Annotated in this window: 24 protein-coding genes and 2 pseudogenes; 25 read left to right on the top strand and 1 reads right to left on the bottom strand. The window is 35.0% G+C overall.

The genetic code is table 11. The features are described 5' to 3' along the window. Window positions 1-108 precede the first annotated feature (108 nt). From FZ940_RS05905 to FZ940_RS05970, 13 genes and pseudogenes are all read left to right on the top strand, one after another. A pseudogene (locus tag FZ940_RS05905) lies at window positions 109-999 on the top strand (lactate racemase domain-containing protein); the annotation flags it as partial. A gap of 53 nt (window positions 1,000-1,052) precedes the next feature. After that, window positions 1,053-2,471, top strand: a complete 1,419-nt coding sequence (gene larC / locus FZ940_RS05910; RefSeq protein ID WP_103574092.1) for a nickel pincer cofactor biosynthesis protein LarC — start codon at window positions 1,053-1,055, stop codon at window positions 2,469-2,471. Continuing rightward, on the top strand, window positions 2,443-3,216 hold the full coding sequence (larE, locus tag FZ940_RS05915; protein ID WP_103601089.1) for an ATP-dependent sacrificial sulfur transferase LarE: 774 nt from the start codon (window positions 2,443-2,445) through the stop codon (window positions 3,214-3,216). Before larC ends, larE begins: the two co-directional genes overlap by 29 nt. Beyond that, complete coding sequence (gene larB, locus FZ940_RS05920; RefSeq protein ID WP_103579079.1) at window positions 3,213-3,959, top strand: nickel pincer cofactor biosynthesis protein LarB; 747 nt, start codon at window positions 3,213-3,215, stop codon at window positions 3,957-3,959. Before larE ends, larB begins: the two co-directional genes overlap by 4 nt. Window positions 3,960-4,010: 51 nt before the next feature. Further along, window positions 4,011-4,424, top strand: coding sequence for a ribosomal maturation YjgA family protein (locus tag FZ940_RS05925; RefSeq protein WP_103601087.1), 414 nt, complete (start codon window positions 4,011-4,013; stop codon window positions 4,422-4,424). Between the two features lie 13 nt (window positions 4,425-4,437). Then, window positions 4,438-5,338 (top strand): annotated as a pseudogene (gene ttdA / locus FZ940_RS05930) (L(+)-tartrate dehydratase subunit alpha). 220 nt (window positions 5,339-5,558) lie between these two features. After that, a complete protein-coding gene (locus FZ940_RS05940) occupies window positions 5,559-5,738 on the top strand; it encodes a hypothetical protein (RefSeq protein ID WP_148821906.1) in 180 nt (59 codons plus the stop codon). A gap of 49 nt (window positions 5,739-5,787) precedes the next feature. Next, on the top strand, window positions 5,788-6,090 hold the full coding sequence (locus tag FZ940_RS09535) for a hypothetical protein (protein ID WP_198425265.1): 303 nt from the start codon (window positions 5,788-5,790) through the stop codon (window positions 6,088-6,090). Between the two features lie 52 nt (window positions 6,091-6,142). Then, complete coding sequence (locus FZ940_RS05950; RefSeq protein WP_021086678.1) at window positions 6,143-7,165, top strand: FecCD family ABC transporter permease; 1,023 nt, start codon at window positions 6,143-6,145, stop codon at window positions 7,163-7,165. Then, the gene (locus tag FZ940_RS05955; RefSeq protein WP_009295486.1) at window positions 7,162-7,947 is read left to right on the top strand and encodes an ABC transporter ATP-binding protein; all 786 of its coding nucleotides are present in this window, start codon (window positions 7,162-7,164) and stop codon (window positions 7,945-7,947) included. The genes FZ940_RS05950 and FZ940_RS05955 overlap by 4 nt, the downstream gene beginning before the upstream one ends. 23 nt (window positions 7,948-7,970) lie before the next feature. After that, the gene (locus FZ940_RS05960) at window positions 7,971-8,918 is read left to right on the top strand and encodes an aldo/keto reductase (RefSeq protein WP_021086681.1); all 948 of its coding nucleotides are present in this window, start codon (window positions 7,971-7,973) and stop codon (window positions 8,916-8,918) included. Between the two features lie 17 nt (window positions 8,919-8,935). Beyond that, entirely contained in the window at window positions 8,936-10,045 is a 1,110-nt protein-coding gene (locus FZ940_RS05965) for an ABC transporter substrate-binding protein (RefSeq protein WP_103559558.1), read from the top strand. Window positions 10,046-10,164: 119 nt separating this feature from the next. Next, window positions 10,165-10,677 carry a hypothetical protein gene (locus FZ940_RS05970; RefSeq protein WP_034965947.1) on the top strand — a complete coding sequence of 171 codons (513 nt, stop codon included), beginning with the start codon at window positions 10,165-10,167 and terminating at the stop codon, window positions 10,675-10,677. Window positions 10,678-11,116: 439 nt separating this feature from the next. Here FZ940_RS05970 and FZ940_RS05980 read toward each other — a convergent pair whose 3' ends face one another. Then, window positions 11,117-13,258 carry a tyrosine-type recombinase/integrase gene (locus FZ940_RS05980; protein WP_148821907.1) on the bottom strand — a complete coding sequence of 714 codons (2,142 nt, stop codon included), beginning with the start codon at window positions 13,256-13,258 and terminating at the stop codon, window positions 11,117-11,119. Between the two features lie 813 nt (window positions 13,259-14,071). On the opposite strand from FZ940_RS05980, the gene FZ940_RS05985 reads away from it, so the two are divergent. From FZ940_RS05985 to FZ940_RS06040, 12 genes are all read left to right on the top strand, one after another. Further along, window positions 14,072-15,346 carry a hypothetical protein gene (locus FZ940_RS05985; protein ID WP_187422146.1) on the top strand — a complete coding sequence of 425 codons (1,275 nt, stop codon included), beginning with the start codon at window positions 14,072-14,074 and terminating at the stop codon, window positions 15,344-15,346. 139 nt (window positions 15,347-15,485) lie between these two features. Beyond that, window positions 15,486-15,860 (top strand): hypothetical protein, encoded by a 375-nt coding sequence (locus tag FZ940_RS05990; RefSeq protein ID WP_148821909.1) that lies wholly within the window; start codon window positions 15,486-15,488, stop codon window positions 15,858-15,860. Then, window positions 15,860-16,144 (top strand): hypothetical protein, encoded by a 285-nt coding sequence (locus FZ940_RS05995; RefSeq protein ID WP_107793917.1) that lies wholly within the window; start codon window positions 15,860-15,862, stop codon window positions 16,142-16,144. The genes FZ940_RS05990 and FZ940_RS05995 overlap by 1 nt, the downstream gene beginning before the upstream one ends. A 247-nt stretch (window positions 16,145-16,391) precedes the next feature. Beyond that, window positions 16,392-16,859, top strand: coding sequence for a type VI secretion system lipoprotein TssJ (tssJ, locus tag FZ940_RS06000; RefSeq protein WP_054195914.1), 468 nt, complete (start codon window positions 16,392-16,394; stop codon window positions 16,857-16,859). A 1-nt stretch (window position 16,860) separates the two neighbouring features. Next, the gene (tssK, locus tag FZ940_RS06005; RefSeq protein WP_107793916.1) at window positions 16,861-18,255 is read left to right on the top strand and encodes a type VI secretion system baseplate subunit TssK; all 1,395 of its coding nucleotides are present in this window, start codon (window positions 16,861-16,863) and stop codon (window positions 18,253-18,255) included. Window positions 18,256-18,263: 8 nt separating this feature from the next. Further along, window positions 18,264-19,028 carry a type IVB secretion system protein IcmH/DotU gene (gene icmH, locus FZ940_RS06010; protein WP_084110013.1) on the top strand — a complete coding sequence of 255 codons (765 nt, stop codon included), beginning with the start codon at window positions 18,264-18,266 and terminating at the stop codon, window positions 19,026-19,028. Further along, complete coding sequence (locus FZ940_RS06015) at window positions 19,029-20,303, top strand: type VI secretion system domain-containing protein (RefSeq protein ID WP_148821910.1); 1,275 nt, start codon at window positions 19,029-19,031, stop codon at window positions 20,301-20,303. It abuts the gene before it with no gap. 78 nt (window positions 20,304-20,381) lie between these two features. After that, the gene (gene tssB, locus FZ940_RS06020; protein WP_103604109.1) at window positions 20,382-20,867 is read left to right on the top strand and encodes a type VI secretion system contractile sheath small subunit; all 486 of its coding nucleotides are present in this window, start codon (window positions 20,382-20,384) and stop codon (window positions 20,865-20,867) included. A gap of 2 nt (window positions 20,868-20,869) precedes the next feature. Beyond that, window positions 20,870-22,318, top strand: coding sequence for a type VI secretion system contractile sheath large subunit (gene tssC / locus FZ940_RS06025; protein ID WP_054195919.1), 1,449 nt, complete (start codon window positions 20,870-20,872; stop codon window positions 22,316-22,318). A 7-nt stretch (window positions 22,319-22,325) separates the two neighbouring features. Next, window positions 22,326-22,715, top strand: coding sequence for a GPW/gp25 family protein (locus tag FZ940_RS06030; RefSeq protein ID WP_054195920.1), 390 nt, complete (start codon window positions 22,326-22,328; stop codon window positions 22,713-22,715). Beyond that, on the top strand, window positions 22,715-24,433 hold the full coding sequence (tssF, locus tag FZ940_RS06035) for a type VI secretion system baseplate subunit TssF (protein ID WP_148821911.1): 1,719 nt from the start codon (window positions 22,715-22,717) through the stop codon (window positions 24,431-24,433). The genes FZ940_RS06030 and tssF overlap by 1 nt, the downstream gene beginning before the upstream one ends. Beyond that, window positions 24,430-25,326 (top strand): type VI secretion system baseplate subunit TssG, encoded by an 897-nt coding sequence (locus FZ940_RS06040; protein WP_148821912.1) that lies wholly within the window; start codon window positions 24,430-24,432, stop codon window positions 25,324-25,326. The genes tssF and FZ940_RS06040 overlap by 4 nt, the downstream gene beginning before the upstream one ends. The last annotated feature ends 74 nt before the right edge of the window (window positions 25,327-25,400 follow it).

Here is a 25,400-nt window from a genome sequence, read left to right on the forward strand (position 1 = left end):
TCCGCTCTATAAATTTAAAAATTGAATACCCTTTTTACATACATTTAAAAGAAAAATTTATATATAATCCTAAGATAAAAAATTAATAATTATACTTAAGGAGCAAACGTGCAAATTCCTATTCGCTACGGCAAAGATGATATCATCGACCTAAGCGTTCCGGAAAAAAATTTACTGGGAGTTTTTAACCCCAACCCCGTGGCTAAATTCGACGAAGCAGCGCTTATCGCAAAGGCTCTGGCAAATCCGATAAACCAAAAAAGCTTTGACGAGTTTATCGCCGGCGATGAAAAGATCGTTATCATCGTAAATGACGGCACAAGGCCTACGCCAACTGCTAAAATTTTAAAGCAAATTTATCCAAAAATTCGCGATAAAAATAAAATTTTCATCATCGCCACCGGCTGCCACAGAGAGGGGACGCTAGATGAATACAATATGATATTTTCTAAAGAAATTTACCCAGAGATCAGAGCTAAAAACGAGGTTCATGACCACGACTCAAAGCACGATGAGATGGTATTTTTAGGCGAGTCCAAAAACGGCACGCAGATGTATCTAAACAAAATAGTAGCTGAAGCTAAAAAGGTGATCGTTATAGGTTCAGTCGAGCCTCACTATTTTGCAGGCTACACTGGCGGTAGAAAGGCGTTTTTGCCAGGCACTGCCTCATACGAGAGCATCACGCAAAACCACAAACTAGCCCTTAGTCCTGACGCTCAGGCTCTGCGTCTTGAGGGCAACCCTGTGCATGAAGATATGATCGATGCGATGAAGGTTCTTTCAAACATCGATGTCTTTTCTATACAGACAGTGCTTGATAGCGAGCATGGCGTCTATTACGCGAGTGCTGGCGATCTAAACGATAGTTTTTATGACTGTGTGAAAAAGGCTGATGAGGTCTTTTGCGTAAATATCCCACAAAAAGCTGACATCGTGATCTCGGTAGCGCCTTATCCTATGGATGTCGATCTTTATCAGGCGCAAAAGGGTGCGGACGCAAAAATAGTCATCTTGCCGTTTGGCTCTATGACTGTGCCTAAGGTTTAAGTATGGCTAAAATTTTATACTATGATGCTAGCTGCGGTATTAGCGGCGATATGAATTTAGGCGCGCTGGTGGATCTGGGCGCGGATTTTAGCTATCTTTGCGCCGAGCTTGCTAAGCTAAATTTAGCTAGCGAATTTTACCTACGCAAGCGCAAAGTGCTAAAATGCGGTATCTCTGCAACCAAAATAGACGTCGTTTGCGCGGCAAATCCGAGCCAAATTCCGCTTGGCCTCTTAGGCGCTAAATTTAGCCCGCGTCAAAATTTAAACGGCAAAATTCACGGCGCCGAATTTAGAGCGGATAAGCCCGCCCAAAACCATCCGCGTCCGCGAAATTTCACGCAAATTTTAGAGCTTATCGAGGGTTCTAGCCTAAGCGCTTTCGTAAAAAAAACGGCAAGCGAAATTTTTAGCGTTATCGCGCAGGCCGAGGCCAAAATCCACGGCACTAGCGCAGAGCAAGTACATTTCCACGAAGTGGGCGCCGCGGACAGCATCGCGGACGTAGTGGGTGCGGCTATTTGCTTGGAGGCCTTGGGTGCGCCGCAAATTTTTGCTTCGCCTATCGAGCTTGGCGGCGGTTTTGCGCACTGCGCTCACGGCAGGCTGACCGTACCGGCGCCTGCGGTTTGCGAAATTTTAAAAGGCGCTCAAGTAAGCCTAGGGCGAGCGAATTTCGAGATGACTACGCCCACAGGAGCGGCTATTTTAAAGGCCTGCGCACTAAATTTAAGGGAGCAAGACCGCCGCGAGTCGCCGCGAAATTTTAAAATTTTAAGCACGGGCTACGGCGCTGGCGATAAAGACGTCGCAGATTTTGCCAACGCGCTTCGCGTGATACTTTGCGAAACGAGCGAGGATTTAGGCTTGAGAGATGAGCCAAATTTGAGCGTGCAGATCGGCTATGGCGAGCTTTGCGAGCGGATTTTAATCTCCACTAATATCGACGACATGGACGCCGAGAGCTTTGCCTTTGCGTGCGATATTTTGCGAGATAGCGGCGCGCTGGACGTATTTAGCAGGTCTATTTTTATGAAAAAGGGGCGCGCGGGCTTTGAGCTAAACGCGCTGTGCCGCAAGCAGGACGCCGCGCGGATAAAGGGGCTAATTTTCGCGCATACGACGGCGATCGGAGTTAGAGAGTGCGCCGTGAGGAAAACGGAGCTTGCGCGCGAGTTTTGCGAGGTAGAGACTAAATACGGCAAAATAAGGCTTAAAATTTCGCGCGGCCGAGTTTGCGGTTTTAACGCCGAACAAAATTTAACGGACGAAAATTTAGCCCGAAATTACCCCGAAATTTTAAAAATCAAGCCCGAATTCGAGGACTGCAAAAAAGCCGCGCAGAGATTTCAAACGACGATCCGCGAGGTTAGAAACGAGACTTTAAAAAAATATGACGAAACTAGAAATTCTAAAAAATGATATAAAAAAGCTGGAAAATTTAGCCGTAGCGTTTAGCGGCGGCGTGGATAGCTCGCTACTGCTAAAGGTCGCTGCGGACGTGCTTGGCGAAAATGCGCTAGCACTCACGGTAAAATCGCCCTACATGTCTTTGCGAGAGATAGACGAGGCGGTAGAATTTGCTAAATTTTATGGCATCAGGCACGAGATATTTGAGGTAGGCATCGCTGATGAGATAAAGCTCAATCCGCAAAATCGCTGTTATCTTTGCAAAAAAGCAGTTTTTTCAAGGCTTATCGCGCGTGCAAACGAGCTAGGCTTTACAAATGTCGCTGACGGCACAAACAAAGATGATCTTGGCGAATATCGCCCGGGGCTTAAGGCAAAAGAAGAGCTTGGCGTGCTTTCTCCGCTTTTAAATTTGAGCAAATTTGAGATCCGCGAACTCTCACGTGAGCTAAATTTAGCAACTGCTGAAAAGCCAAGCTATGCATGCTTGCTAACTCGTTTGCCGCATGAAAAAGAGATAAGCATAGATGAGCTAAATTTAGTAGAGGCGGCTGAAAATTTACTGATAAAAAGCGGCTACGCAAATGTGCGAGCAAGGCTTGATGATAAAAAAATGAAGCTGCAAATGCCATTTTCTAGCATGCAAAGCTTTTTAAACGATGTGAAATTTAAGTCTATCGTTAAAGAGCTAGTAGCACTTGGTGCAGCAGAGGTGATGCTTGATCTAAAGGGGCTTAGAGAGGATGTTTTGGCATGAGCGAGGCTGAAATTTTAGAATTTATCGCCAGTATAAAAAATGGCAAGATGAGCGAGCAAGATGCGCTAAAGTATCTAAAAAACTATCCATTTAATGACATCGGATGTGCTAAGATCGACACTCAGCGTGCTTTACGAAATGGTACTGGTGAGGTGATATATGGGGCAAATAAAACAGATGATGAAATTTTGCAAATTGCTAGTGCGATCGGCGAAAAAAATGAAAATATTCTAATCACAAGAACAAATGAGAATGTTTTTGAACGCATACGTGAGATCTTTCCGCAGGCAGATTTTAATGCTCGTGGCAGGGTGATTAGCGTCAAATTTAAAGAACTAGCACCCACAAAAAGCTACATCTCGATAGTCTCTGCCGGAACTGCCGATGGTGCAGTCGTGGAGGAGGCCTATGAGACGGCAAAATTCTTAGGCAACGATGTGAGAAAATTTACCGATGTTGGTGTGGCAGGACTACATAGGCTGGTCGCAAAGCTCGATGAGATACGTGGTGCAAAGGTCGTCATCGCCGTTGCTGGTATGGAGGGCGCGCTAGCTAGCGTGTTAGCAGGCCTTGTAAGCTCTCTAGTGATCGCAGTGCCTACCAGCGTGGGATATGGGGCAAATTTTGGAGGACTAGCGGCACTGCTAGCCATGCTAAATAGCTGTGCAAACGGCGTCAGCGTCGTAAATATCGACAACGGATACGGTGCTGCGTATAACGCTAGCCTGATAAATCATCTATAAATTTATGCTTGCGTAGCGGCGGATAAATGAGCTAAATTTAAGGAAAAAACGTTGCAAGAGATAAATTTAGGCGATCAAATAAAAACGCAAAGACAAAGCGTACGAACAAGACTAGCCTTTTTAGTCGCGGCTGGCGTGATCTTGGCGGTCGAAATTTACATCGCAGTTTGCGTAAAGGGCGGCTTCGTGCGCCATTATCTGGGCGATGTTTTGGCGGTTATCTTGCTTTACGCGTTTGTGAGAGCTATATTTAGCGCGCCGCCATCAAATTTAGCGCTTAAAATTTTTGCCTTTGCGGCAGCTTTGGAACTTGTGCAGTATTTTGGCACAGTGCAAATTTTAGGCATAGAAAATAAAATTTTAAAAGTAATAATCGGCGGAACGTTTGATTTTACCGACCTGCTCTGCTACGCTGTGGGCTGCGTCCTGGCGAGCGCTTATGAAAAATTTGAAAGTAAAATTTAGCAAAGGAGAGGCGATGGATAAAGAAAAAGCCGTGCAAAAGATGACTGAGGTCATGGCGAAATTCGTCGGCTACACGGGCAAGGTGCTGCCAGACGACATGACGGCGAAGCTGCACGAGCTCGCTGAGCGTGAAACGCAACCACTGGCAAAAGAGATCTATAAAACGATGTTTGAAAACCAGCGCCTTGCAAAGCAGCTAGACCGCCCGTCCTGTCAGGATACGGGCGTGATCCAGTTTTTCGTCCGTTACGGCGCAAATTTTCCGCTAATTGGCGAGCTTGAGGAGCTGCTACGAGAGGCGGTGCTGCAAGCGACTCGTGAAGCCCCCACTTCGCCATAACAGTGTCGAGACGTTTTACGAGTACAACACCGGCAAAAACGTCGGCAAGGGCACGCCGAGCGTATTTTGGGAGATCGTGCCAAATAGCAGCGAGTGCGAGATACACACCTATATGGCGGGCGGTGGCTGTAGTCTGCTAGGTAAGGCAACCGTACTGATGCCCGGCATGGGCTACGAGGGAGTCGTGAAATTCGTCATGGACATAATGACCAGCTACGGCATAAACGCCTGTCCGCCGCTATTAGTGGGCGTTGGCGTGGGGACTTCGATCGACGTGGCATCCTTGCTATCTAAAAAGGCGCTGATGAGACCGCTTGGCTCTAAAAATTCAAACGAACGTGCCGCATTAATTGAAAAGTTGCTAGAAGATGGCATAAATAAAATAGGTCTGGGCCCACAAGGCATGAGTGGTGCAAGCTCCGTGATGGGCATACATATCGAAAACTGCGCCCGCCATCCAAGCGTCATAGCCGTTGCTGTAAACGTGGGCTGCTGGTCGCACCGCAAAGGGCATATCGTCTGGGACGCTGATCTAAATTTTGACGTAAAATCGCACAAGGAGTTTGCGCTATGAGTAAGAAAATTTTAACCACGCCTATAAGCGCCGAGGATCTTTCAAATATCAAAATCGGCGATGTGATCTATCTAACGGGGCACATCAGTTTGTAGATTTGGCTAGCACACAAAGAGAGCTAGCAGATGAATTAGGAGCTAAGTTTTTAGAATTTTGTAGTTCATACCTAAATTAAAAATGTGTTATTGCCAAAAGTGAATTTACTTACCAAGAATCTTTTTTGCCAGCAAGCCTAACTATCGAAGCCTACACTAAAAAACCGACTGCTAACACAACAATGGTAGATGCGTACATTGGTAATGTGCATTTTAGGTTAAATTATGATTATGTATATGAAGAGTATGATGATGATCATTTTAAAGATGAATATGCGTATCAATATCTTGACTTTCAAATATAACAAGTGCTATAATACAATCAAGTTACATTTAAAGAAATGAGGGTAAATCATGGCAAACGGAGATTATGAAGTAACTCATAATAGGATTCTTAATAGTGTAAAGAAAAAATATCATTCATACAAAGGTAAAGTAGGCAAGATTGCTGATAATATAATAGACAGAAATTTTAAAGCTGATAAGCCGTTACAAAAATGGAGTACTGATGTATCTCAATTTAACTTTTCATGGAGTAAATGCAACATTTCACCAATACTTGATATGTATACAAATGAAATAATCTCTTATGACTTATCCTTAAGTCCTAATTTAGAGCAAATATCTAAAAAAATTTTGTTAACTTCTTTATATTGAGGATAGGAGACTATATAAAAGATTTTTACTATTAATTAGAAAGAGTGGATAAATGGGGAAAGGTTTCTTTAAGAATAAAAAATTATGCATATTGGTTCTCTTTGTATTGCTATTGCTTTTAATACTAACTTGTATTTGTTTAGGAAGATATCAGGTTAGCCCCTATAAAGCATTTATGATTATATACAAAACAATAACCGGAGATGTTAGCGGCTTAGATGTACATGAAACTAGTGTAGTAATTGACATAAGACTACCTAGAATACTTATGGGAGTTTTAGTAGGTGCAGGGCTATCACTGGCAGGAGCAGCATATCAAACTGTTTTTTCAAACCCTTTAGTTAGCCCGGACTTACTAGGGGTGTCTTCAGGAGCAGGTTTTGGGGCGGCTTTATCTATATTATTATCCCTAGACATGATAGTGACTCAGCATGTTTCTTTGCTTCTGGGGCTTTTAGCAGTTTATATAGTTTTAAACCTATCCAGAGTAAAAAAACGAACAGATTTGTATGTGTTAGTTTTATCCGGAGTAATTGTAAAGTCACTATTTGATGCTTCAATATCATTTATTAAATATATAGCAGATCCGGAAGATAAGCTTCCAACTATCACTATGTGGTTGCTGGGAAGTTTAGCAAGTGTATCCTATAGAGATCTTGTTATTTGTTCAATAATAATAATACCTTGTATTTTCGGCTTCTTTCTATTAAGGTGGAAATTGAATCTTTTATCTCTAGATTCTGATGAGGCTAGGTCTTTAGGAATTAATGTAAAAAAATTACGTATTGTGGTTATCTTACTCTCAACATTGATAACTGCAACTACAGTTTCTGTATGTGGAATTATAGGATGGATAGGTTTAATAATTCCCCATTTGGCGAGAATGGTTATCGGAAATGATAATAGGTACCTTATTCCAACTTGTTGTGTTATGGGAGCAATTTATTTATTACTGATAGATACCCTTTCAAGAGCAGCTACAAGCAATGAAATTCCCATTTCAATATTAACAGCATTTATAGGTGCGCCATTATTCATAACTATACTTAGAAAGAATTCGGGAGAAAGAAGATGATACTCCAAGTTAAAAAAGGTACTTTTTCATATGACAAGAGAAAAATTTTAAAAGATATTTCATTTGATTTAAAAGAAGAAGAAGTAATGTCCATTCTTGGACCCAATGGGGTGGGTAAAACTACTTTCTTAAGGTGTCTTATGGGATTTTTAAAATGGGACACGGGAAAAGCCTTATTGTTCGGCAAAGATATAAATGAATATGCAGAAAAAGAATTATGGGAAAACTTAAGTTATGTTCCTCAAGTTAAGAAAAGTGTGTTTAGTTATGGGGTTTTAGAAATGGTTGTGATGGGTTTAGACAAGGAAAACAGTTTTTTCCATATCCCTACGAAGGAAGATTATGATAAAGCTTATGAAACTTTAAAAGAATTAGGAGTTGAAAAGCTATCAAATAGATACTGTGATGAGCTATCCGGAGGAGAGCTTCAAATGGTTATGATTGCGAGAGCTCTTGTTTCTAATCCAAAACTTCTTATTTTAGATGAACCGGAGTCAAACCTGGATATGAAGAATCAAATTAGAATCATAGAGGCAATTAAACATATAAATGTAAATAAAAAATCTGCTTGCATAATAAACACTCATTTTCCTAGTCATGCATTGCAGATATCTGACAAAACTTTGTTTATCGGTAGTGACTACAAAACAACCTTTGATGAAAGTTCGAAAGCCATTACTGAAGATAACTTACAAAAGTATTTTCAGATCAAAGCTAAAATTTTAATTTTTCAAGCAGAAGAAGTTGAATACAAAACAGTTGCACCTTATAAAGCCATATAGAACTGTTAGAAGGAGGTTAATGAATGGAATATAGAAAATTAGGATCTACAGGCATACAAATTTCAAGAATATCTATGGGAAGTCATCACTTAAAGAATCCCCAAGATATAGATAAACATGCAGAAAATTTCTTCTATGCATATAAACAAGGAATAAATTTCTTTGAAACCGGCGATACTTATGGAAACAATTGTTCAGAACTTATATTAGGTGCAGCCATAAAAGAAATGAAGAAGCATAAAAAACCATTTTATATTATGTCAAAGACACATGCCGGAGATTCTAAAACATTTCGAAAAAATCTTGAAAATTCTTTGAAGAATTTAGGAATAAGTTGTATTGACTCCTTTACTTGTCTTTGGGGTGTAAAATCTTTTGAAGAATGGAGAGGAGCTAAAAACTATGGAGCTATAAGAGAGATGGAAAAAGCAAGAGAAGAAGGACTTATTAAGCATATTACTTTTTCTTCACACTTACAAAATAAAGAACTAATTGAGATGATTGGGGAGTATAAATTTGATTATAGTTTACAGGGCTTTAATATAATTAATTCCAAATACAGATTAAAAGGAATAATGAAGACTCATGAAAAAGATATAGGGACAATAGCTATGAATCCGCTGGCAACAGGAGACTTGTTGCTTTATGAAGATATATTTAACGCTATTCGTATAAAAGAAGACCAAACTTTGGTTCAAGCGGCATATGCATATATTCTGTCCTTTCCTTTTATAGATTCTGTACTGGGAACCTTTAATTCAAAAGATGAAATTAATGAAGCTATTAAAACCCTATATCAAGAACCTTACTCTGCTAAAGAAAGGAGTGAACAAGAAGGAAAATTAAAAGAAAGAATTAATCAAGTTGATTTAGAAAGAAAGATAGAAGTTGGCAAAGCTCTTAGACAAAGACCTCATATATTAAGAGAAGAAGTTGCAGATTTGTTTGGAGTTTATCCACTAAGTGTATAATTTTCAAAGGAGGAAAAATGAAAAGAAGGATTAGTTTATTATTATTTTTAGTACTAGCATTAATTTTAAATGCTTGTGACGGCAGCTCTCAAAGTAATAAAAATGAAATCAGTGAAAACAAGGAAAAAGAAGCTAGTCAAGTGCGAGAAGTTAAAGAGGTAAAAGAAAGCGAATACTCGGTTACTGATGTTAGAGGAAAAACGATTAAATTTGAAAAAACACCGGAAAGAATTGCAACGGTGGACAAGCCTCTTCCGTCTATAATATATGCAATTGATGGAAAGACAGATAAAATTGTAGGATGCAACCCATCTTCTATTAAAGCTTTTGAAGAAAGTGTTTTAAAAAACATGTATCCACAACTAGCTAATGCGAATACTAAATGGTGTTCAAAAGACTCAGTTGTTAACGTGGAAGAGTTATTGAAGCTAAAACCGGATGTAGTGTTTATTTATTCGAATATTGAGAAAGAAATTGAAAAAATGGAAGCTGCAGGACTTAAGGTAGTAGCTTTAAAGAGGGCAGAATTTGACAGTATAAAAGAAAATATAAAAATGATATCTGAAGTACTTCAAAAGAAAGAACGTGGCGACTTATTAGTTGAATATATGGACAAAGGAATTAATGAAGTAACATCAAAGTTAGCTGAAATAAAAGATGAAGATAAACCAAAAGTTATAGAGTTTTATAGTGACATGAAAATAGCTGTAAAAACATACGACCATTGGATGAAACCAAGTGGAGCCCATAATCCGGCCCACGAGCTTAAGGGTAAATTGGCTGAAGTGGACATGGAGCAGATGATTGTATGGAACCCTGATATCATTTATTTAGGAAATCATTCAGACTTAATGCCGGAAGACTTTATTGAAAATAAGCAGGAAGGTAGAGACTGGTCAACAATTAAAGCTGTAGCTAACAAACAAGTATACAAAATTCCTATAGGTGTTTATAGGTGGGATCCTCCTGGGGTTGAAACTCCGCTTACAGTTAAATGGGCTGCAAAAATACAGTATCCACAATTGTTTTCAGATATGGACATGGAAGTAGAGTTAAAGAATTTCTTTGAATATGTATATGATTACAAATTATCAGATGATGAAGTTGCTACAATATTGAGGAAGTAGTTTTAACAAGAAAGGAAGAAACATGGATAAATAAAAGTATTAGAAATATGATTACAAATTATCAGATGATGAAGTTGCTACAATATTGAGGAAGTAGTTTTAACAAGAAAGGAAGAAACATGGATAAAATAAAAGTATTAGAAAAAGGACATGAATTAGAATATAGCTTTGATGATTTACTAAACTATCATGGTGTAGGTTATCCCGGGGGAGTAGCTCATGCATTTCAAGTCATGAGTAGAGCCTTTCCACTTTTAGATGATGGGAAATTATTAGAAAGAAGAGAGATATATCTTATTACAGCATTTCCGGGACCGGGAGGGCTAGATGCTTTTGAAATGGTAACAAGATGCGTAACAGGTGGTAGAATTTCCGTTGATATTAATTTAAAAGAAGCTGAAGAAGTCTTAGAAAGTCCCCATGGAAGATATTATTTTAAATTCAAGTATAGAGATAAAACAGTCGTTATAACCATAAAGCCAGGTTTTGTACTAAAAGAATTTATTGAATTATCAAGAAAAGAAGATAGAAGTGAAGAAGAAGAGACTACTTTGATTCAGATGAAAAAAGATATGGCAGCAAGACTATTGGCCGCTAAGCCCGAAGAAGTATATAACGCAAAAGTTCTATAAAAGAAAAAGAGAAGGGTTTTGATATGTACCCTCTTTACTGGACAAACCAGTAAGGAGGGTATTTTTTGAAAATAAAGATGCGTTTGAGTTATTAGTGTTTGGTTCTTATGGAACAAAATACAGTAATTTTTTAGGCTGTATAATAAATATGGGGTTTTAGGGACTATCCCTAACGAGGTATTTTTGTCTGACTCGTCAGACAAAAAGTATCCTCGCCCAAATGAAATACAAGATGGCTTTTGGATAGCAGATGCAAGCTGGTTTAGGTTATGTTTTTCGTTGTTTATCGATCCGTTTAAGATAAATCAAATAACATATAGTAAAATATTAAAAAGCCATAAAATTAAGCATAATTTTAGAATCTTAAATAACCTTAAATTATAAATCAACCTTTACTATTTATGTTAACAATCCCATCATTTTAAATAGTTTACTACGCTCACCCTTCCCCTCCTTGATAAAAATTTACCTCCTCGACTAGATCCTTTAGAATTTTAGGAGTTACTGGTTCGCCATAAGTATTCATAGTGATCTTGTATTGTTGCTCATGCCCTACAAGGGCAGCTATATGCTCAACCCTCTGGCCGCTTTGGATGAGCTTGTTTATGAAAGTGTGTCTAAATGAGTGAAATGTCCTTGTTTTATCACCATCTTTTATAACTTTAGTATTGATCTTCTTTCTAAAATACTCAGAAAAGTCTTTATTGTCACAGCTAAATAGCCTAACTGCTTTGCCGCATTTCCTAGCTAGATTCTTTTTACTCTCTATAAATTCAAATAGCCCAATGCTACTTAACTTAGAATGGATAGGAACTATCCTTACAGAGTTTCTAGTCTTTAAAGTCTTACTCTTACCTGTTTTTACATCTATTTTTGTATTTAAACTAAAGCATACTATGTTATATTTTTCAACTATGTCATCTGTGTTTAACTGGATTATCTCATTTAGTCTCATGCCAGAATAAGCTGCTATATGAGTAACAAAAAATAGCTCATCTTTGCTAATCCTTTGGCTTTTGGTATCTCCACTTGATCTAATCTTACTCACAATATCCAAAAGTGCGTTTACGTCACTATCTTCATAAGGGTTTTTATTTGTAACATCATCTTGGTTTATATTTATTTGCAGATCTATAGCTGGGTTCTTATCTATATAGTCGCTATCGTAGCAGTATTTAAAAAACTCACTAACTCTAACAATATACTTCTTAATGGTTGATTTAGAAATTTTTGGTCTATCCTTTGCTAAAGCTATGATCTCATCTAAGCTTTTATCTTTATAGAGACTATTTTGAGAGAGCTTGGTTGGTAGTTGTAGTAAGATATTTCTGAAATTTAGCAAGTCATCTCTTTTTATCTTTTTAATATCTAGCCCATCACCAAATTTCATAAACATCAGCTTTCCTACATGTCTAACAAGACCAAATGTGCTATCACTCCAGTTGTTTGAAATACTCGTGTTTGATACATAGTTTTCAAATGCACTCTTTAGTGTGACCATGTCAGCTTTGCTCTCGCTTTTGGTAGTTGATGTTAGATTGGATTTAAAGCTTTTGGCTCTATTTGAGAAGAGCTTTTGAAAGAAATTTATAGCTTCATTGAAAGTCATGCCACTAGCATCACTTGCATCATCTATCGCAAGGTCTTTAGTCTCAATATCACTTAAAACTATGCCCTTATCTTCATATTTATCTGCCTTGTATATCTTTACCTGACCACCAAAGGTAGGATCATCTAAATTTCCATACCCAAATTTTAGATCATCACTTAGCTCGTTGTCTCCATCTGGTGATAACTCACAACCAAATATTCTTAGAATATCGTTTTGTGTGAGTGCGCCTTTTTGCTTGGCTAGCTCATTTATAGCATCTCTTAGCTCGCAAATAGAGTGCTTTAAGGACTTTTTAGTAAAAGGTAGCACCAAATTCTGCTTTTTTAAAGTCTCTATGTTATCTTGATAGCTATCTATGTTAGCCTCTTTAACGCATTTAGCTATCTCGTCTTTAGTATTATCATCTAAATTTGCACTCTTGTGCTTTTTACCAAGTGGTACAAATATCTGTTGCTTATCATTTAGTAGCTTTTGGTTTTTGCACATCTTATATGATATGTGATTTATGTTATCTATCGTTGCTTCAAGCACTCTTTTGCCAAGAAGCTTTTTGGTGTGAGAGTCGGTACAAGATAGCTTTTTGCAGATATCATCAACCTCTTTTGATATGGCGCTGGGCAAGCTATCTTCTTTTAAACTCTGTTTTAAAAACAAATTTAGTGATAGTAGTCCATCTAAATTTATATATCTGCCAAGCATATCATGCTCTTTGATACTTTTGGCCTCCTTGGCTTTTAAAAGCATAAGCACCAAGTGCTCTATAAGTTCGCTGCTCAAATTCATCTTCCATGCCTTTTTGATCGCGTTAAAAATTATAGAGTAGATCTTAGCACGATTTTTTGCTGTATCAAAGCGTTTTGTGAGGAAGGAGGTTATATATTCGGTTTTATTACCAAAATAAGGCCTCAGATATAGTGGGATAGCTACTCTAAAGTAGTATATGCCATTTCGTTTGACTAGATATTGCATCTTTGTTACCTATGCAATATAACTTTGTAGCAAAATGTAGCAGATATCTAGTGTGAAACTAGCTGTGTGCCGTCTTTTTGGTGCTTACATAAGGTTTATTTTTAAACCCTCATAAGCCGGAGGTCGGGAGTTCAAGTCTCCCCCGTGACACCAAAACACACTATTTTAGGCACTAGCAGTGATGCTTTTGTTCTTTCCCTTTCTTTAAAATTTCCTTTAAGAGTGGAACACTTAGTTACTAAAGTGGGACAGTCTCTTAAAAATTCCAATGATTATAAAACCATCACCCTTTTAATACCATAAAAATAAATTTGTTTTAAATTCTTGCTTCTAGCTTTTATTTTAGGTCACCTTTAAAATACCCCAAGGAATATCCAGCTACTGCCAATAGTTAAGCTTCAGTAAGCTTAACAGTAAAGATGAAGAGCTTCATAGTAGAGCCTTTGTAAAGAATTTTCTTAAAGGCTTTTAAGAAAGCTTTGAGAAAGACTATACCGCACAGCCTTACTTACAAAAAATGAAAGAGGATATAATAACGAAGAAATAAAAGGTTTTACAAGCTTGCAAACTGGATCTAGCTATATAAATTTCAAAAACATAACCAATATGAAAGATCTTGTAAAAACCATAACCCATGAAAACCAAAGATCTATGGATATATAAGATCATATAGATATAAATCAAAACAGAGATGATGATACTAAATACGCATCAAATTTCTCAGACTTTGCAACTAGATATTTCTCTCATGCTCTATGGCTAAACGATAAAGGTTTTTCTAAAACGCCTTTAACAACAGCTGTAACATCAAGCATGATAAATAACAATAGAGAATTTGCAAAACTGGATAAGAATTTAGGGACTAATAGGATGCTAACAAGCAATGAACATGATCTTGCGATGGAATTAGCATATAGATATAGTAAAGAAAATAACGTACCTTATGCCCAGGCAATAAACATTTTTATTCTTGCAGCTAAAACGAATGTCGATAAATCTCAAAAAGAAGCTTTTGAACATGTTGTATCTACATTAGAAAGCGCCGATGAAGTCGAGGTGCCTAGGTATAGCATGGTATTTGATAGGGATAAAATAGATGAGGCGTATGATATATTGGCAACTACTGCCAAAGAGAGAAATCTGTACTTTACAGACGTTTATAAAGAGAGTATGACGAGTTATCCTTTATACACCGCAACCAAAGAGCAGTATGAGGATAAAGATTGGAACCCGGAGCATACCATAGGACTAGGAGATACAAGCGATATACTTATACCGTTTACTAAACCGGCCGTCGGTGCTGCAAAACAGCTATCATCAGCTCTGTACTCTAGTTCAAAAAATGCAATAAAAGCTCCATTTGTAGAGATGCAAGCAAGGATAAACGAAAAACTATTAGCCAATACCCCAAAAGGAGGAAAATTAGGTAGCGACGGTATATTAAGACATAACGGTAAAGAGTATGTAGCTCGTAGTATTGATATAACAGGGAATAAAGTGATATATCAGCAATTAGGTAAAAACAATAAACCAGTAGAGGTTTATAAAATTACTAACGATAAAGGTTATTTTATAACAGTCAGTAAGCCAAAGATATCTGCTCCGGAAAGTAGCTCTAGTACTTTACTAAAAGATATGACAAAAGATATTAAATTTTATGATAGCTCTAAAACAGTGGGTATAGTAACAGGTGGCATTATAAGTGCGGGCATAGATACATATTCACAGTATAGTAAAAACAACAATAGTTTTAATAACTACGACCCATTATCGGCTGTTATAAATACTGCCGTAGGATTATATACGGGCGGAGCTAGTCATATGCTAAGCGCCATAACAAGAGGTGCTGCTGGAAATGCAGCTAGTGAAATATATTCTCAAGCAACTGATCTTTCAAAAGATATAGATGGAGAAAGAGTGATTATTAAGGGTATAATTGGAGCAGGAGTGGGAAGCGCAACAGATATAGCCGGAAAGATAGGCGAGAAGATACCAAGAGGCAAAGATGGTAACTATAAGACTATATTTGAAGTAGGTACTGGACTAGTAGGCGGCGTAATACAGTCAGATATGGATAATAAACAATGAAGAAATTTGCGATAGTATTCAGCGGCGTTATAGCAAAAAACGGTATCAAAAAAATTGATCTCACTAGCGATAACATTAAACACATGGAGATAAAGTACGCTAGCGTAGCTTTATTCTATGTAGTTATCGAGTCTATCTTATGGGTATTATTAATATACTTAAGAAAATAAATTTACAAGGCAAATTTGGTACAGGTATGGTAATAGGTGTTGGTAATTTACTATCAGCAATAGGTAGTGACGCTTTTGTTAACTCATCTACCGAGCTATATTCTCAACTTAAAGACAGATCAAAAGATCTAGATGTAAAGAGAGTAGCCGCAAAATGTTTTGCCGGTGGAACTTTTGGTGCATTCGGCAATATAGCAGGAAATTTTGGTAAAAATATAAAAGTTGGCGATAGAGATTTACAGACCGCAGCTGAAGTAGGAACAAATTTTCTTACTACAACTGGACAAGCTATTGCAGATAGTGTAGAAAGCAAAAAAGAAAAAAACAAAAAAGCAGATAAGTAATGAAGAAGAATTGGATTGTATTTTTTGGGTCAATAGTATTTTTTATAGTAGGCGCTATTTGTATAATAATCCTAAAACTTCTTTTCGGAGAACACTATGTTGATGCTATGGCTGTATTGCTAATATTTGCAAACGTATGTTTTATGATAAAAAACGGTATAAAAAAGAGCGATTTTAAAAAAGAATATATACAAAAAATGGAAATAAAAAGAGGTGGTGTCGCTTTAATCCACTCTTTTTTAGTTTTTGTATTTTGGCTTCTTTATAATGCCACAAGGGGATAAACATAAAGTCGGCGATGGGGATTTATGGACTGAGGCTGAAGCCGAGGAAGTATATTTACTGGAGTAGCACAGGCGGCAGCCGATAGTATGAATAGTAAAGATAATAAAAATAACAAAGACGATAAAAAAGAATGAGAACTGATATAAAAGTTTTGTTTAAGAACATTAATTTTAAAATGAGCATCATCTAAATTTTTTAGATATAATTACGCAAAAATAATATTATTAAAATCAGGTAAAGGAACTCATGAAAAAAATATTTAAATTTCTATCTTTTTTAGTATTTATGCTATTTCTTACAGGATGTGCAAAAGATCTTATTATAAGCAATATGCCAAATTCAAATTTAAACTATCATGGCGATAATGTTCCTATAACTATCATAGCTTATAAATTAAGAGATGTGGCTAAATTTAAAGAAGCTAGCATTATCGATCTAGCCGAGAGAAATGGTGAAATACTAGGCTATGACAAGATTGACTCTATAAAAACACAAATTCAGCCAAATACAAATAGATATGCTTTTACAAATGTATATCCTGACGAGGTTCCGTATGTCGGTATTTTGGTACTTTATGCTGATCAGAGCAAGACAAATATCAAGGCTTACAAGGCTACAAAAGAGATAAAAGAAAAAAATATAGTTTTTGAAATAACAAAAAATGGCGTAAATGTTTTAGACGCTAGTAGCTCTAAAATACAAGCAAGCAAATAAAATGTCTGAAAAGCTAAAAGTCGTTTGGTATAACGGAATGAACGTTGATAAGGTTCATTTCGAGCAACAAGAAAGATATTTTGAGAGAAATTTAAACCTAAAAACCATCTCTTCTTTTTCAAATTTATATGGTGTTTTAGATTTAGAAATTTCAAGCGATCTTTTGCTTCAAGGCAAAATAGGGCTAACTAAAATTTCTTGTATCTCTCAAGATGGTACGATTTTCAATGCGCCAGATCAAGATGAATTACCAGAGCCACTTGAGATAATCCCAAGTGAACTAAACTCAGCCATTATAGTGCTAAAACTACCTATTAGCTCAGGTCTGGTTGATATCAGCTTGCAAAATAATTTACCAAATTTAAAATTTACAGCCAAGCAAGCACTTATTAGCTCAAGAGTGCATGATGAAGCTAGCAACGATATATTAAACGAGTTAGATGATAAAGATGATTTTGAACTATCTTCTGCCTTTGCACAAGATAAAGAAAATATAATCCTAGCGAGCCAAAGATCATCTCTTGGAGTATTTGGCTCAAAGATGCCTTACGAGCTTAGCATACCAATTTGTAAAATAAAAAATATAGACCTAAATAAGCAAATAATACTTGACGAAAAATTTATTCCAACTTGTATTAACATTAGTAAAAACACCTTTATAACAAATTTTATAGAGGAGCTTAGCTTTGCTACAAAGCAACATCAAGAGAGTTATTTTGGGTTGTTAGGAGGTATTGATCAGGCTAAAAATAGACTTGATTTTTCAACGTATTTAACACTAAATATGCTAAAAAAATGGCATTTAATATTCTCTTATTTGTTAAAGAAAGATAAATTTCACCCAGAGTATTTGTATGAAAAATTAGTTGATTTTCAGTCTGATCTGTTGGCACTTAGTCACGATAATAGTTTTAGCGAATTTATAGCCTACGATCACAATAACCTAACTCAAACTTTTGTGCCTTTGATAAATAATCTAAGACTTTTATTCTCACATATCTTATCTCCAAAATATATAATGGCACAGATTGTTAAAAATAATCACGGCTTTTATGACTGTATTTTTGATAATCCAAGCATTATTGAAAACTCAGAAATTTATTTTGCTATTCACAGCGATACAAAAAATGAGTATCTTCTTAAAAATTTCAAAGAGCAATGCAAAATCCATACTCAATCAAATATAAAAGGCATAGTTTCTTCACAGCTAAGAGGTATAAACGTAGAGCAAATTTCTGTTGTTCCTAGTACTTTACCAAAGTTAAACGATTATATCTATTACAAGATAGACAAAAAAGATGAAATTTTTAAAAGCTTTGCAAATCAAAATGTGATTAGCGTTTATATAACAGCAAATTTACCAAATGCTGACATTAAAATGTGGGCTTTATTATAAGGATAAAAATGAACGAAAATCAAAATGAAACCTCAGTTTTAAGTCAAACAAATCTTTTAGGTCTTGGCACAAATCTTGCACTAGATCACGTGTTACCATTACTTCTTTTGGCAAATAGGGTTTCAAAACTACAAAATTTTTCACAAAGTGAAATGGCAAATTTACGTGAAAAATTGATAAATGATATCTTAAGCACTACTTCAAAGATATCAAATCTAGGTATTTACGAGGAAGACGATATTATTAGGCTTAGATATTGCCTTTGTGTTTTTATAGATGAGAGCTTGCTAAAAAATGAAATTTTTATGAACAGCTTTTGGGCCAATAATACCCTGACAACAAGATTTTTTAATGAAAATCTAGGTGGAAATAAATTCTTTGGCATTATGGATAAGTGGTTTGAAAATGTTGGCAAAAATAAAGATTTCTTGGAATTTATATATGCTTGTTTGGTGCTTGGCTATAAGGGAAAATATGAAACCCAAGAAGATTGCAATGAAAAAATCTCTTATCTTTGTGAAAATATAGCTGCAGCCGTTTCTCCGCTCATAAAGGCTGATGAAAATGTATTTGAAAAGAGCTACTTAAAACAGACAAAGAAAAGTTTTCTTGAGGTATTTTCGTTAAAGCGTTTAAAATTTTATTTCATTTTGCTAGCCATTGCTATGATTGCAGCTGCATTTTTATATAGTACATATTCTATGGATCAAAACAATATCAGAAACGATAGTATCCTAAATAATAAGATAGAGAATTTTATGGATAACAAGTAAGTGCAAGATAATTTTTGTAATAAATTTAATGAAGATTTTTTAGAGAATGAGCTTTATATTAGTTTAACTGATGAAATGTCAAAGTATAAAACTTTGATGCATGACAGTATAAAGTGGGATTATGTATTTAGCTCATCTTTAAAGGCATTAAGTGAATTTAGTCTTGACGCTAAGCTTTTAAATTTCTTAGCGATTTCTGCTATAAATTTAAACGACAAAGAGGCTTTTAAGACACTTATAAAAGCCTTTTCCTTTTTTCTATCTATTTTGAAAAAAGAGCCAAATTCACTTGCAAAAAATGAAAAGCAGCTACCTACTAAAAAAAAGATAATAGCTCAAACAATAGAGCTTTTTACTCAAGCTAATGATAAAGCTTTGGATCAAGCTGACGCAAAAGCGTTTAATGACCTTGTGCCTGAGCTTTCGCAAGAGTTTGGCACACATTTTGATACGCTTTATATAGAAGAAAAAAAAGAAGAAATTTTAAAAGCTAAAGAGCCAAAAGTAATTACTAAAACTGAGCCAACTTACGATCAAAGCGTTTCATTTAGCGGCAATGACATTAGTACATTTAATGATAGAGAATTTAGAGAATATTTTATAAATTTATCACTAATGCTTTTAAAGAGTGATATTAAAAATTTTACCGCTTATGCTTTAATTTTTGAAGCAATGTGGGGTAGAATAAAGGCACTTCCATCAAGTAGCGATCAAATGACGCAGATACGTTACCCTGATGAAAATCTGATTATGCTTTTTAAAAAAAGTAATGAACTAAATCTTGATAATTTAGAAAAATTTATAAGAAATTTAGCACTTAATCCATTTTGGATAGAAGGCATTAAAATATTTTGCGAATTTTTAAATAGCGCTGGACTTGCAAGGCAAATCGATCTTGTTTGTGATATGGTTTTAAATTTTATTGATAAATTTCCAGATATAAAAAAGCTCAAATTTCAAAGCGGAGAAGCTTTCTTTAGTGAAGATATAAGTAAATTTTTTATTAAAAGTAACTCTTTGGAATTTACTTCCAGCAGTGATAGTAAAAAAGATATGAGTTTTGAAGATCTAATAAAAGAACTAGACAAAAGCAAGCATGCTTCAAGTGCTCAAAGCGAGCTTAATTTTATGCTTGAATTATCAAAAATTTTTACTGCTCAAGGTATGAATAATAATGCAAAAGCTACCTATGCACAAATAGTTAATTTCATAGAAAATACCGAGCTTAAAGATTATTTATCAGACATATATATAAAGGCAAAAACATTTGTGTGATAAAATATGTTTTTTTAAATCACCTTTAATTTTATTTAAATATAATTCTTAAATCATTTACGAAAAAAGGATGTTACTATGGCAGATAATCTAATCCCACCAAAAGAACGCATAAATATAGTTTATAAAACTAAGACAAATGACCAAGAGGCTGATGTAGAGCTTCCATTAAAACTTATGGTAGTTGCAAATTTAACTGGTGAAAACCAAACTCCACTTGAAGATCGTGAAGTGATTTCTATCAATAAAATAAATTTTGATCAGGTTATGAAAAGCTTAGATATTCATACAAATTTCTCTGTAAAAAATAAGCTAAATTCTAATAATGAAGACTTAAATGTTGATCTTGATTTTGAAAGCATCCATGATTTTAATCCAGATAATATTATAAATCAAATTCCTGAGCTAAAAAAACTTTTACAGCTTAGAAAAGCTTTAGTTGCATTAAAAGGTCCTATGGGCAATATGCCTGATTTTAGAAAAGCGGTTTTAGAAGCTATAAAAGATGAAGATAGTAGAAAACAACTTCTTTTAGAGATTAAAGACGAACAAGATAAGGAATAAAAATGTCTGAAACTAAAGTTAAAACTCCTATCATTGAAAGCATAATGCAAAGGAGTAAATATTCAAAAGATGACGAGAGTTATAGTGTTGTAAAGCAAGGAGTTGCTGAGTTTATTTCAAATATAATAACAACAAATAATGCTGAAGATAAAATAAATAAGCTCGCACTTGATGAGATGATAGCTCACATTGATACCCTTTTATCTGCTCAAATGGATGAAATTTTACACAATAAATCTTTCCAAGAGCTAGAATCAACTTGGCGTGGAATTAGATTTTTGGTCGAGAGAACGAATTTTAATGAAAATGTAAAAATTGATCTTTTAGATGCTACAAAAGAAGAAATTTTAGATGATTTTGAAAACAACCTAGACATAACCCAAAGTACACTTTATAAACAAATTTATTCAGCCGAATATGGACAGTTTGGTGGCGAGCCAGTTGGTGCGATAGTGGCTGATTATGAGCTAGATAAATCAAATCAAGATATGACTTTTTTAAATAAAATGTCATCAATTGCTGCAATGAGCCATTCGCCGCTTCTTACATCTCTTTCTGCTAAATTTTTCGGACTTGATAATTTTGGTGAGCTTGAAAATATAAAAGATCTAAAAAGCATGCTAGAAGGTCCACAATATACAAGATGGAGAACTTTTAGAGAAAATGAAGATGCAAAATACACAGGATGTATGGTAAATAGATTTCTTACAAGATCTCCTTATGTGCCAGAAGATAACCCTATAAAGAGCTTTAATTATAGAGAAACTGTAAATAATCATGATGATATGCTTTGGGGCAATGGAGCTTATGCGTTTGCTACAAGGCTTACAGATAGTTTTGCTGATTATAGATGGTGCGGCAATATTATTGGGCCAAAAGGTGGCGGTGCCGTAAAAGATCTTCCAACTTATACTTATGAAAATTATGGAAGCGTCCAAACAAAAATTCCAACCGAAGTTTTGATCACAGATAGAAGAGAATTTGAACTTTCAGAAAATGGATTTATCGCTCTTACTTTAAGAAGAGATAGTAATAACGCTGCATTTTTCTCAGCAAACTCTGCGTTAAAACCTAAAATTTTCCCAAATACTCCAGAAGGTAAAGCTGCTGAGACAAATTTCAGGCTCGGAACTCAACTGCCTTATGTGTTCTTGATCTCTCGTTTGGCTCATTATCTAAAAGTGCTTCAAAGAGAAGAGATAGGTACATGGAAAGAGCGTAGCGATGTTGAGCGCGGCTTAAATGAATGGCTAAGACAATACATCTCAGATCAGGAAAATCCACCAGCAGATGTTAGAAGTAGAAGACCATTTAGAAGCGCAAAAGTAATCGTCAGTGATATAGCCGGCGAGCCTGGTTGGTATAAAATAGAGCTTCTAGCTAGACCTCACTTTAAATTTATGGGAGCAAATTTCGAGCTTTCTTTGGTCGGAAAACTAGACAAAGAGTAAGCTTGCTATGTCGCTGATAGATAAAATTTTGTATGAATTTAGTGATGAATCAAAGCTACGTCCATATTTTAAAGATCTAGACAGCGACATAAAAGATCACATTGATACTATCTTAAACTCTAGACTTGGTAACTACGGCCGATTAAATGATAGTATTATTGATCTTTGGTCGATGGGTGTTGAGATAAACGAGCTTGGTCATAAACTTGGTATGGCAATATATGAATTAATCAGCTCAAATGAGAATAGAATAGAAGTAACATCTATCGGATATGATGACTCACTAAAGCCTTGGCGTATCATCTTTAATATAAACTACAAGCATAAAAACGATAATTTCAAAGAATATTTGCTAAAGGTTATCTTTAAAAACAATAGATATTGTGAGATTTTATAATGGACTATAATGAAAATAATCTAGCTTATTTTCAAAAAGAGATGGCGTATCTTGATGAAACAAGAGCTCTTTTTATTAAAAATTTTCCAAAAGTAGCACCCTTTTTAGATACTAAAAGCAAAGATCCTGATGTCGAGAGTATAATAGAAAATATGGCTATTTTGACATCTAGGATTAGGCAAGAACTAGATGAAAATATCCCACTAATCGCTGAGTCTTTAGTAAATATCTTAATGCCAAGCTATACAAATCCTTTTCCATCAGCTTGTATGCAAGAATTTACCTTAAGAGATGACTTCTCTGGGGTGAGAGAATTTATACCAAAAGGAAGTATAGTCGAGTCAAAGCAGATCAATGGCATAACGTGCAAATTTCAAACGATCTTTGACATAAATTTACTTCCCTTAAAGATAACAAAAGCTTTTATGACAAACAACAAGAGTGATTATCTTCTAAATTTAAATATAAGCGTTACAAAGGACGAGCTTAGCACAAAAGAACTTGATATAGATTTTTTAAATTTATATCTTGGAAATAATGTTTACTTCTCTTCTACGCTCCTAATGTGGCTAAAAAATTACTTGAAATTTATTACAATAAGTTTTGAAGATAGCGATCAAGAGATAAAGTTAAGCCCTGATAAACTTAGTTTAGATGAGTTTGATGAGCGTTTGATAAAGAGTGATGAGTTTGGATTTGAAGCATTTGAGCTTTTAAAAGAGCTATCATTTTTTCCTTCAAAGTTAAATTTTATGCGATTAAATGGACTTGGCTTTCTTAAAAATTTTTCCGCAAAAAGCTTTAATATTAAATTTATATTTTCAAAAGATATGCCAAGTGGATATGTGCCAAGGCTAGAGTATTTTTCTCTTTTTGCTACGCCTGCAATAAATTTATTTGCAATGAGTGCCGAGCCTATTTTGAATAACAATAGGCGAAGCGAATATAGAATTTTTCTAGATCGCTCAAATATCGATGCTTATGAAATCGTTTCAATCAGTAAGGTGGTCGCCCACAGCAGTAATAATGAAAAAAGGATATTAAAAAACTATAAAAGTTTTGAGAGATTCGAATTTTTAAATGATGAGCGAGCAAAAGATTATTATTTTGTCAGCAATAAAACAGATATAAAACTAAACTCTTATAAAGAAATTTCTTTTTTTAAAAGTGACTCTAAAGATCAAACCATCAGCATAGATGCGTTTTGCTGCAATGGTGATTTACCTTGCAATCTAAAGCTTGGTGAGATAGATAGAGTGTTATCCCACCAAGGTGTAACAACTAAAAATTTAACTATTCCAACTAGTGTAAAGCGAGTAAAAATAGATGGAAATCTTCTTTGGAAACTAGTTAGTATCTTATCTTTTAGCTATCAAAGTATACTAGAGAAGGGCTCTTTTTTAGCACTTCTTAATACATTTAGCGCACCAGATGATGAGTTTTTTAAAAAATTTGCCAACTCGCTTTATGATATAAAAACAAAGCAAATTTATAGAGTTGATCAAGGCTTTGCAAAAAGAGGGTTGCTCTGCATATTCTATATAGATGAAAGTGAATTTGAGAGTATCGGAAATGTCTATGTTTTAGGTATAAATTTGGCTAAATTTTTATCAAAATTTGCCTCAATCAATTCATTTTGCGAGCTTAAAATAAAGTGTATAAAGAGTAAAATTTTGCTTAATTATGACTTTTTAGGTGGTACAAAAAAATTAATATGAACAAAGAACTAAATCAAGCTTCTTTTTTTAAATTAGTAAAGAACTGCCTAAAGCACCACGATAGAAGAGATATTTTTTTAAAAAATAGTCCAAGTTTTGCTTATCCGATTAATGAGCTTGAGAGCTTAAATAAAGAGGATGCAGTAAAAATCGTCGTAAATTTTATGGGTCTTTTGGGAAGTGGCTCGCATCTTACAAGCTATATTTTAGAAAAGATCTCAAAGAGTAACGATAATAATTTCGAGAAATTTTTTGACTTTTTTGATAATTACTTGCTTTGGCTTTTCTTTGATAGCATTAGTCTAAAAAATTATGCAAGATCCTTTGAAAAAGAGCTTAATGATAAAATTTCAAAGATTTTATTAGATATATTAAACATAAGCAATAAAAAATTAGCAAAAAAATTCTTACCATTTTCTCCGCTTATTATTAGTCAAAGAAGACCTAAAAGAGAGATTGAGTTTGCCTTGCAGCGTCATTTTAATTTAAAAAATAAACTATTTTTGCTAGAAAATCTACCAAATCAAATTTTCATAGCACCTTCAAATTTAAATTCGCTTGGCATCAAAAATAGGGCTTTGGGTAGAAATTTTATACTTGGTAAAAAGCTTTTTGAGAAACAAACTAAGATAGCAGTTTATATAAATGGCATAGATTATGAAGAAGCTATTGATTTTTTCCCAAAAAGAAGAAAGTTTAAAGAGCTTCAAGATACTCTTATCTTTTTTACGAACAATGAATTTGTTGCCGATTTATACATAAAAATAAACTATTCTCCAAAGATGCAATTAAAGCTTGGGATAGATGAAAGTTATAGTAAAATAGGCCTTGGTGCAAGGCTTAAAAGTAATAAAAATATGTCAAATTTTATAAAATTTAGGATTTGCTCTTAAATTTTTAGATATAAAATCTAAAATATTTGTTATTATTACATTAAAGAAATATATTTATTTGTAAAAGGATGTGC

It is taken from the genome of Campylobacter concisus (assembly GCF_902460415.1).
GTDB lineage: Bacteria > Campylobacterota > Campylobacteria > Campylobacterales > Campylobacteraceae > Campylobacter_A > Campylobacter_A concisus_Y.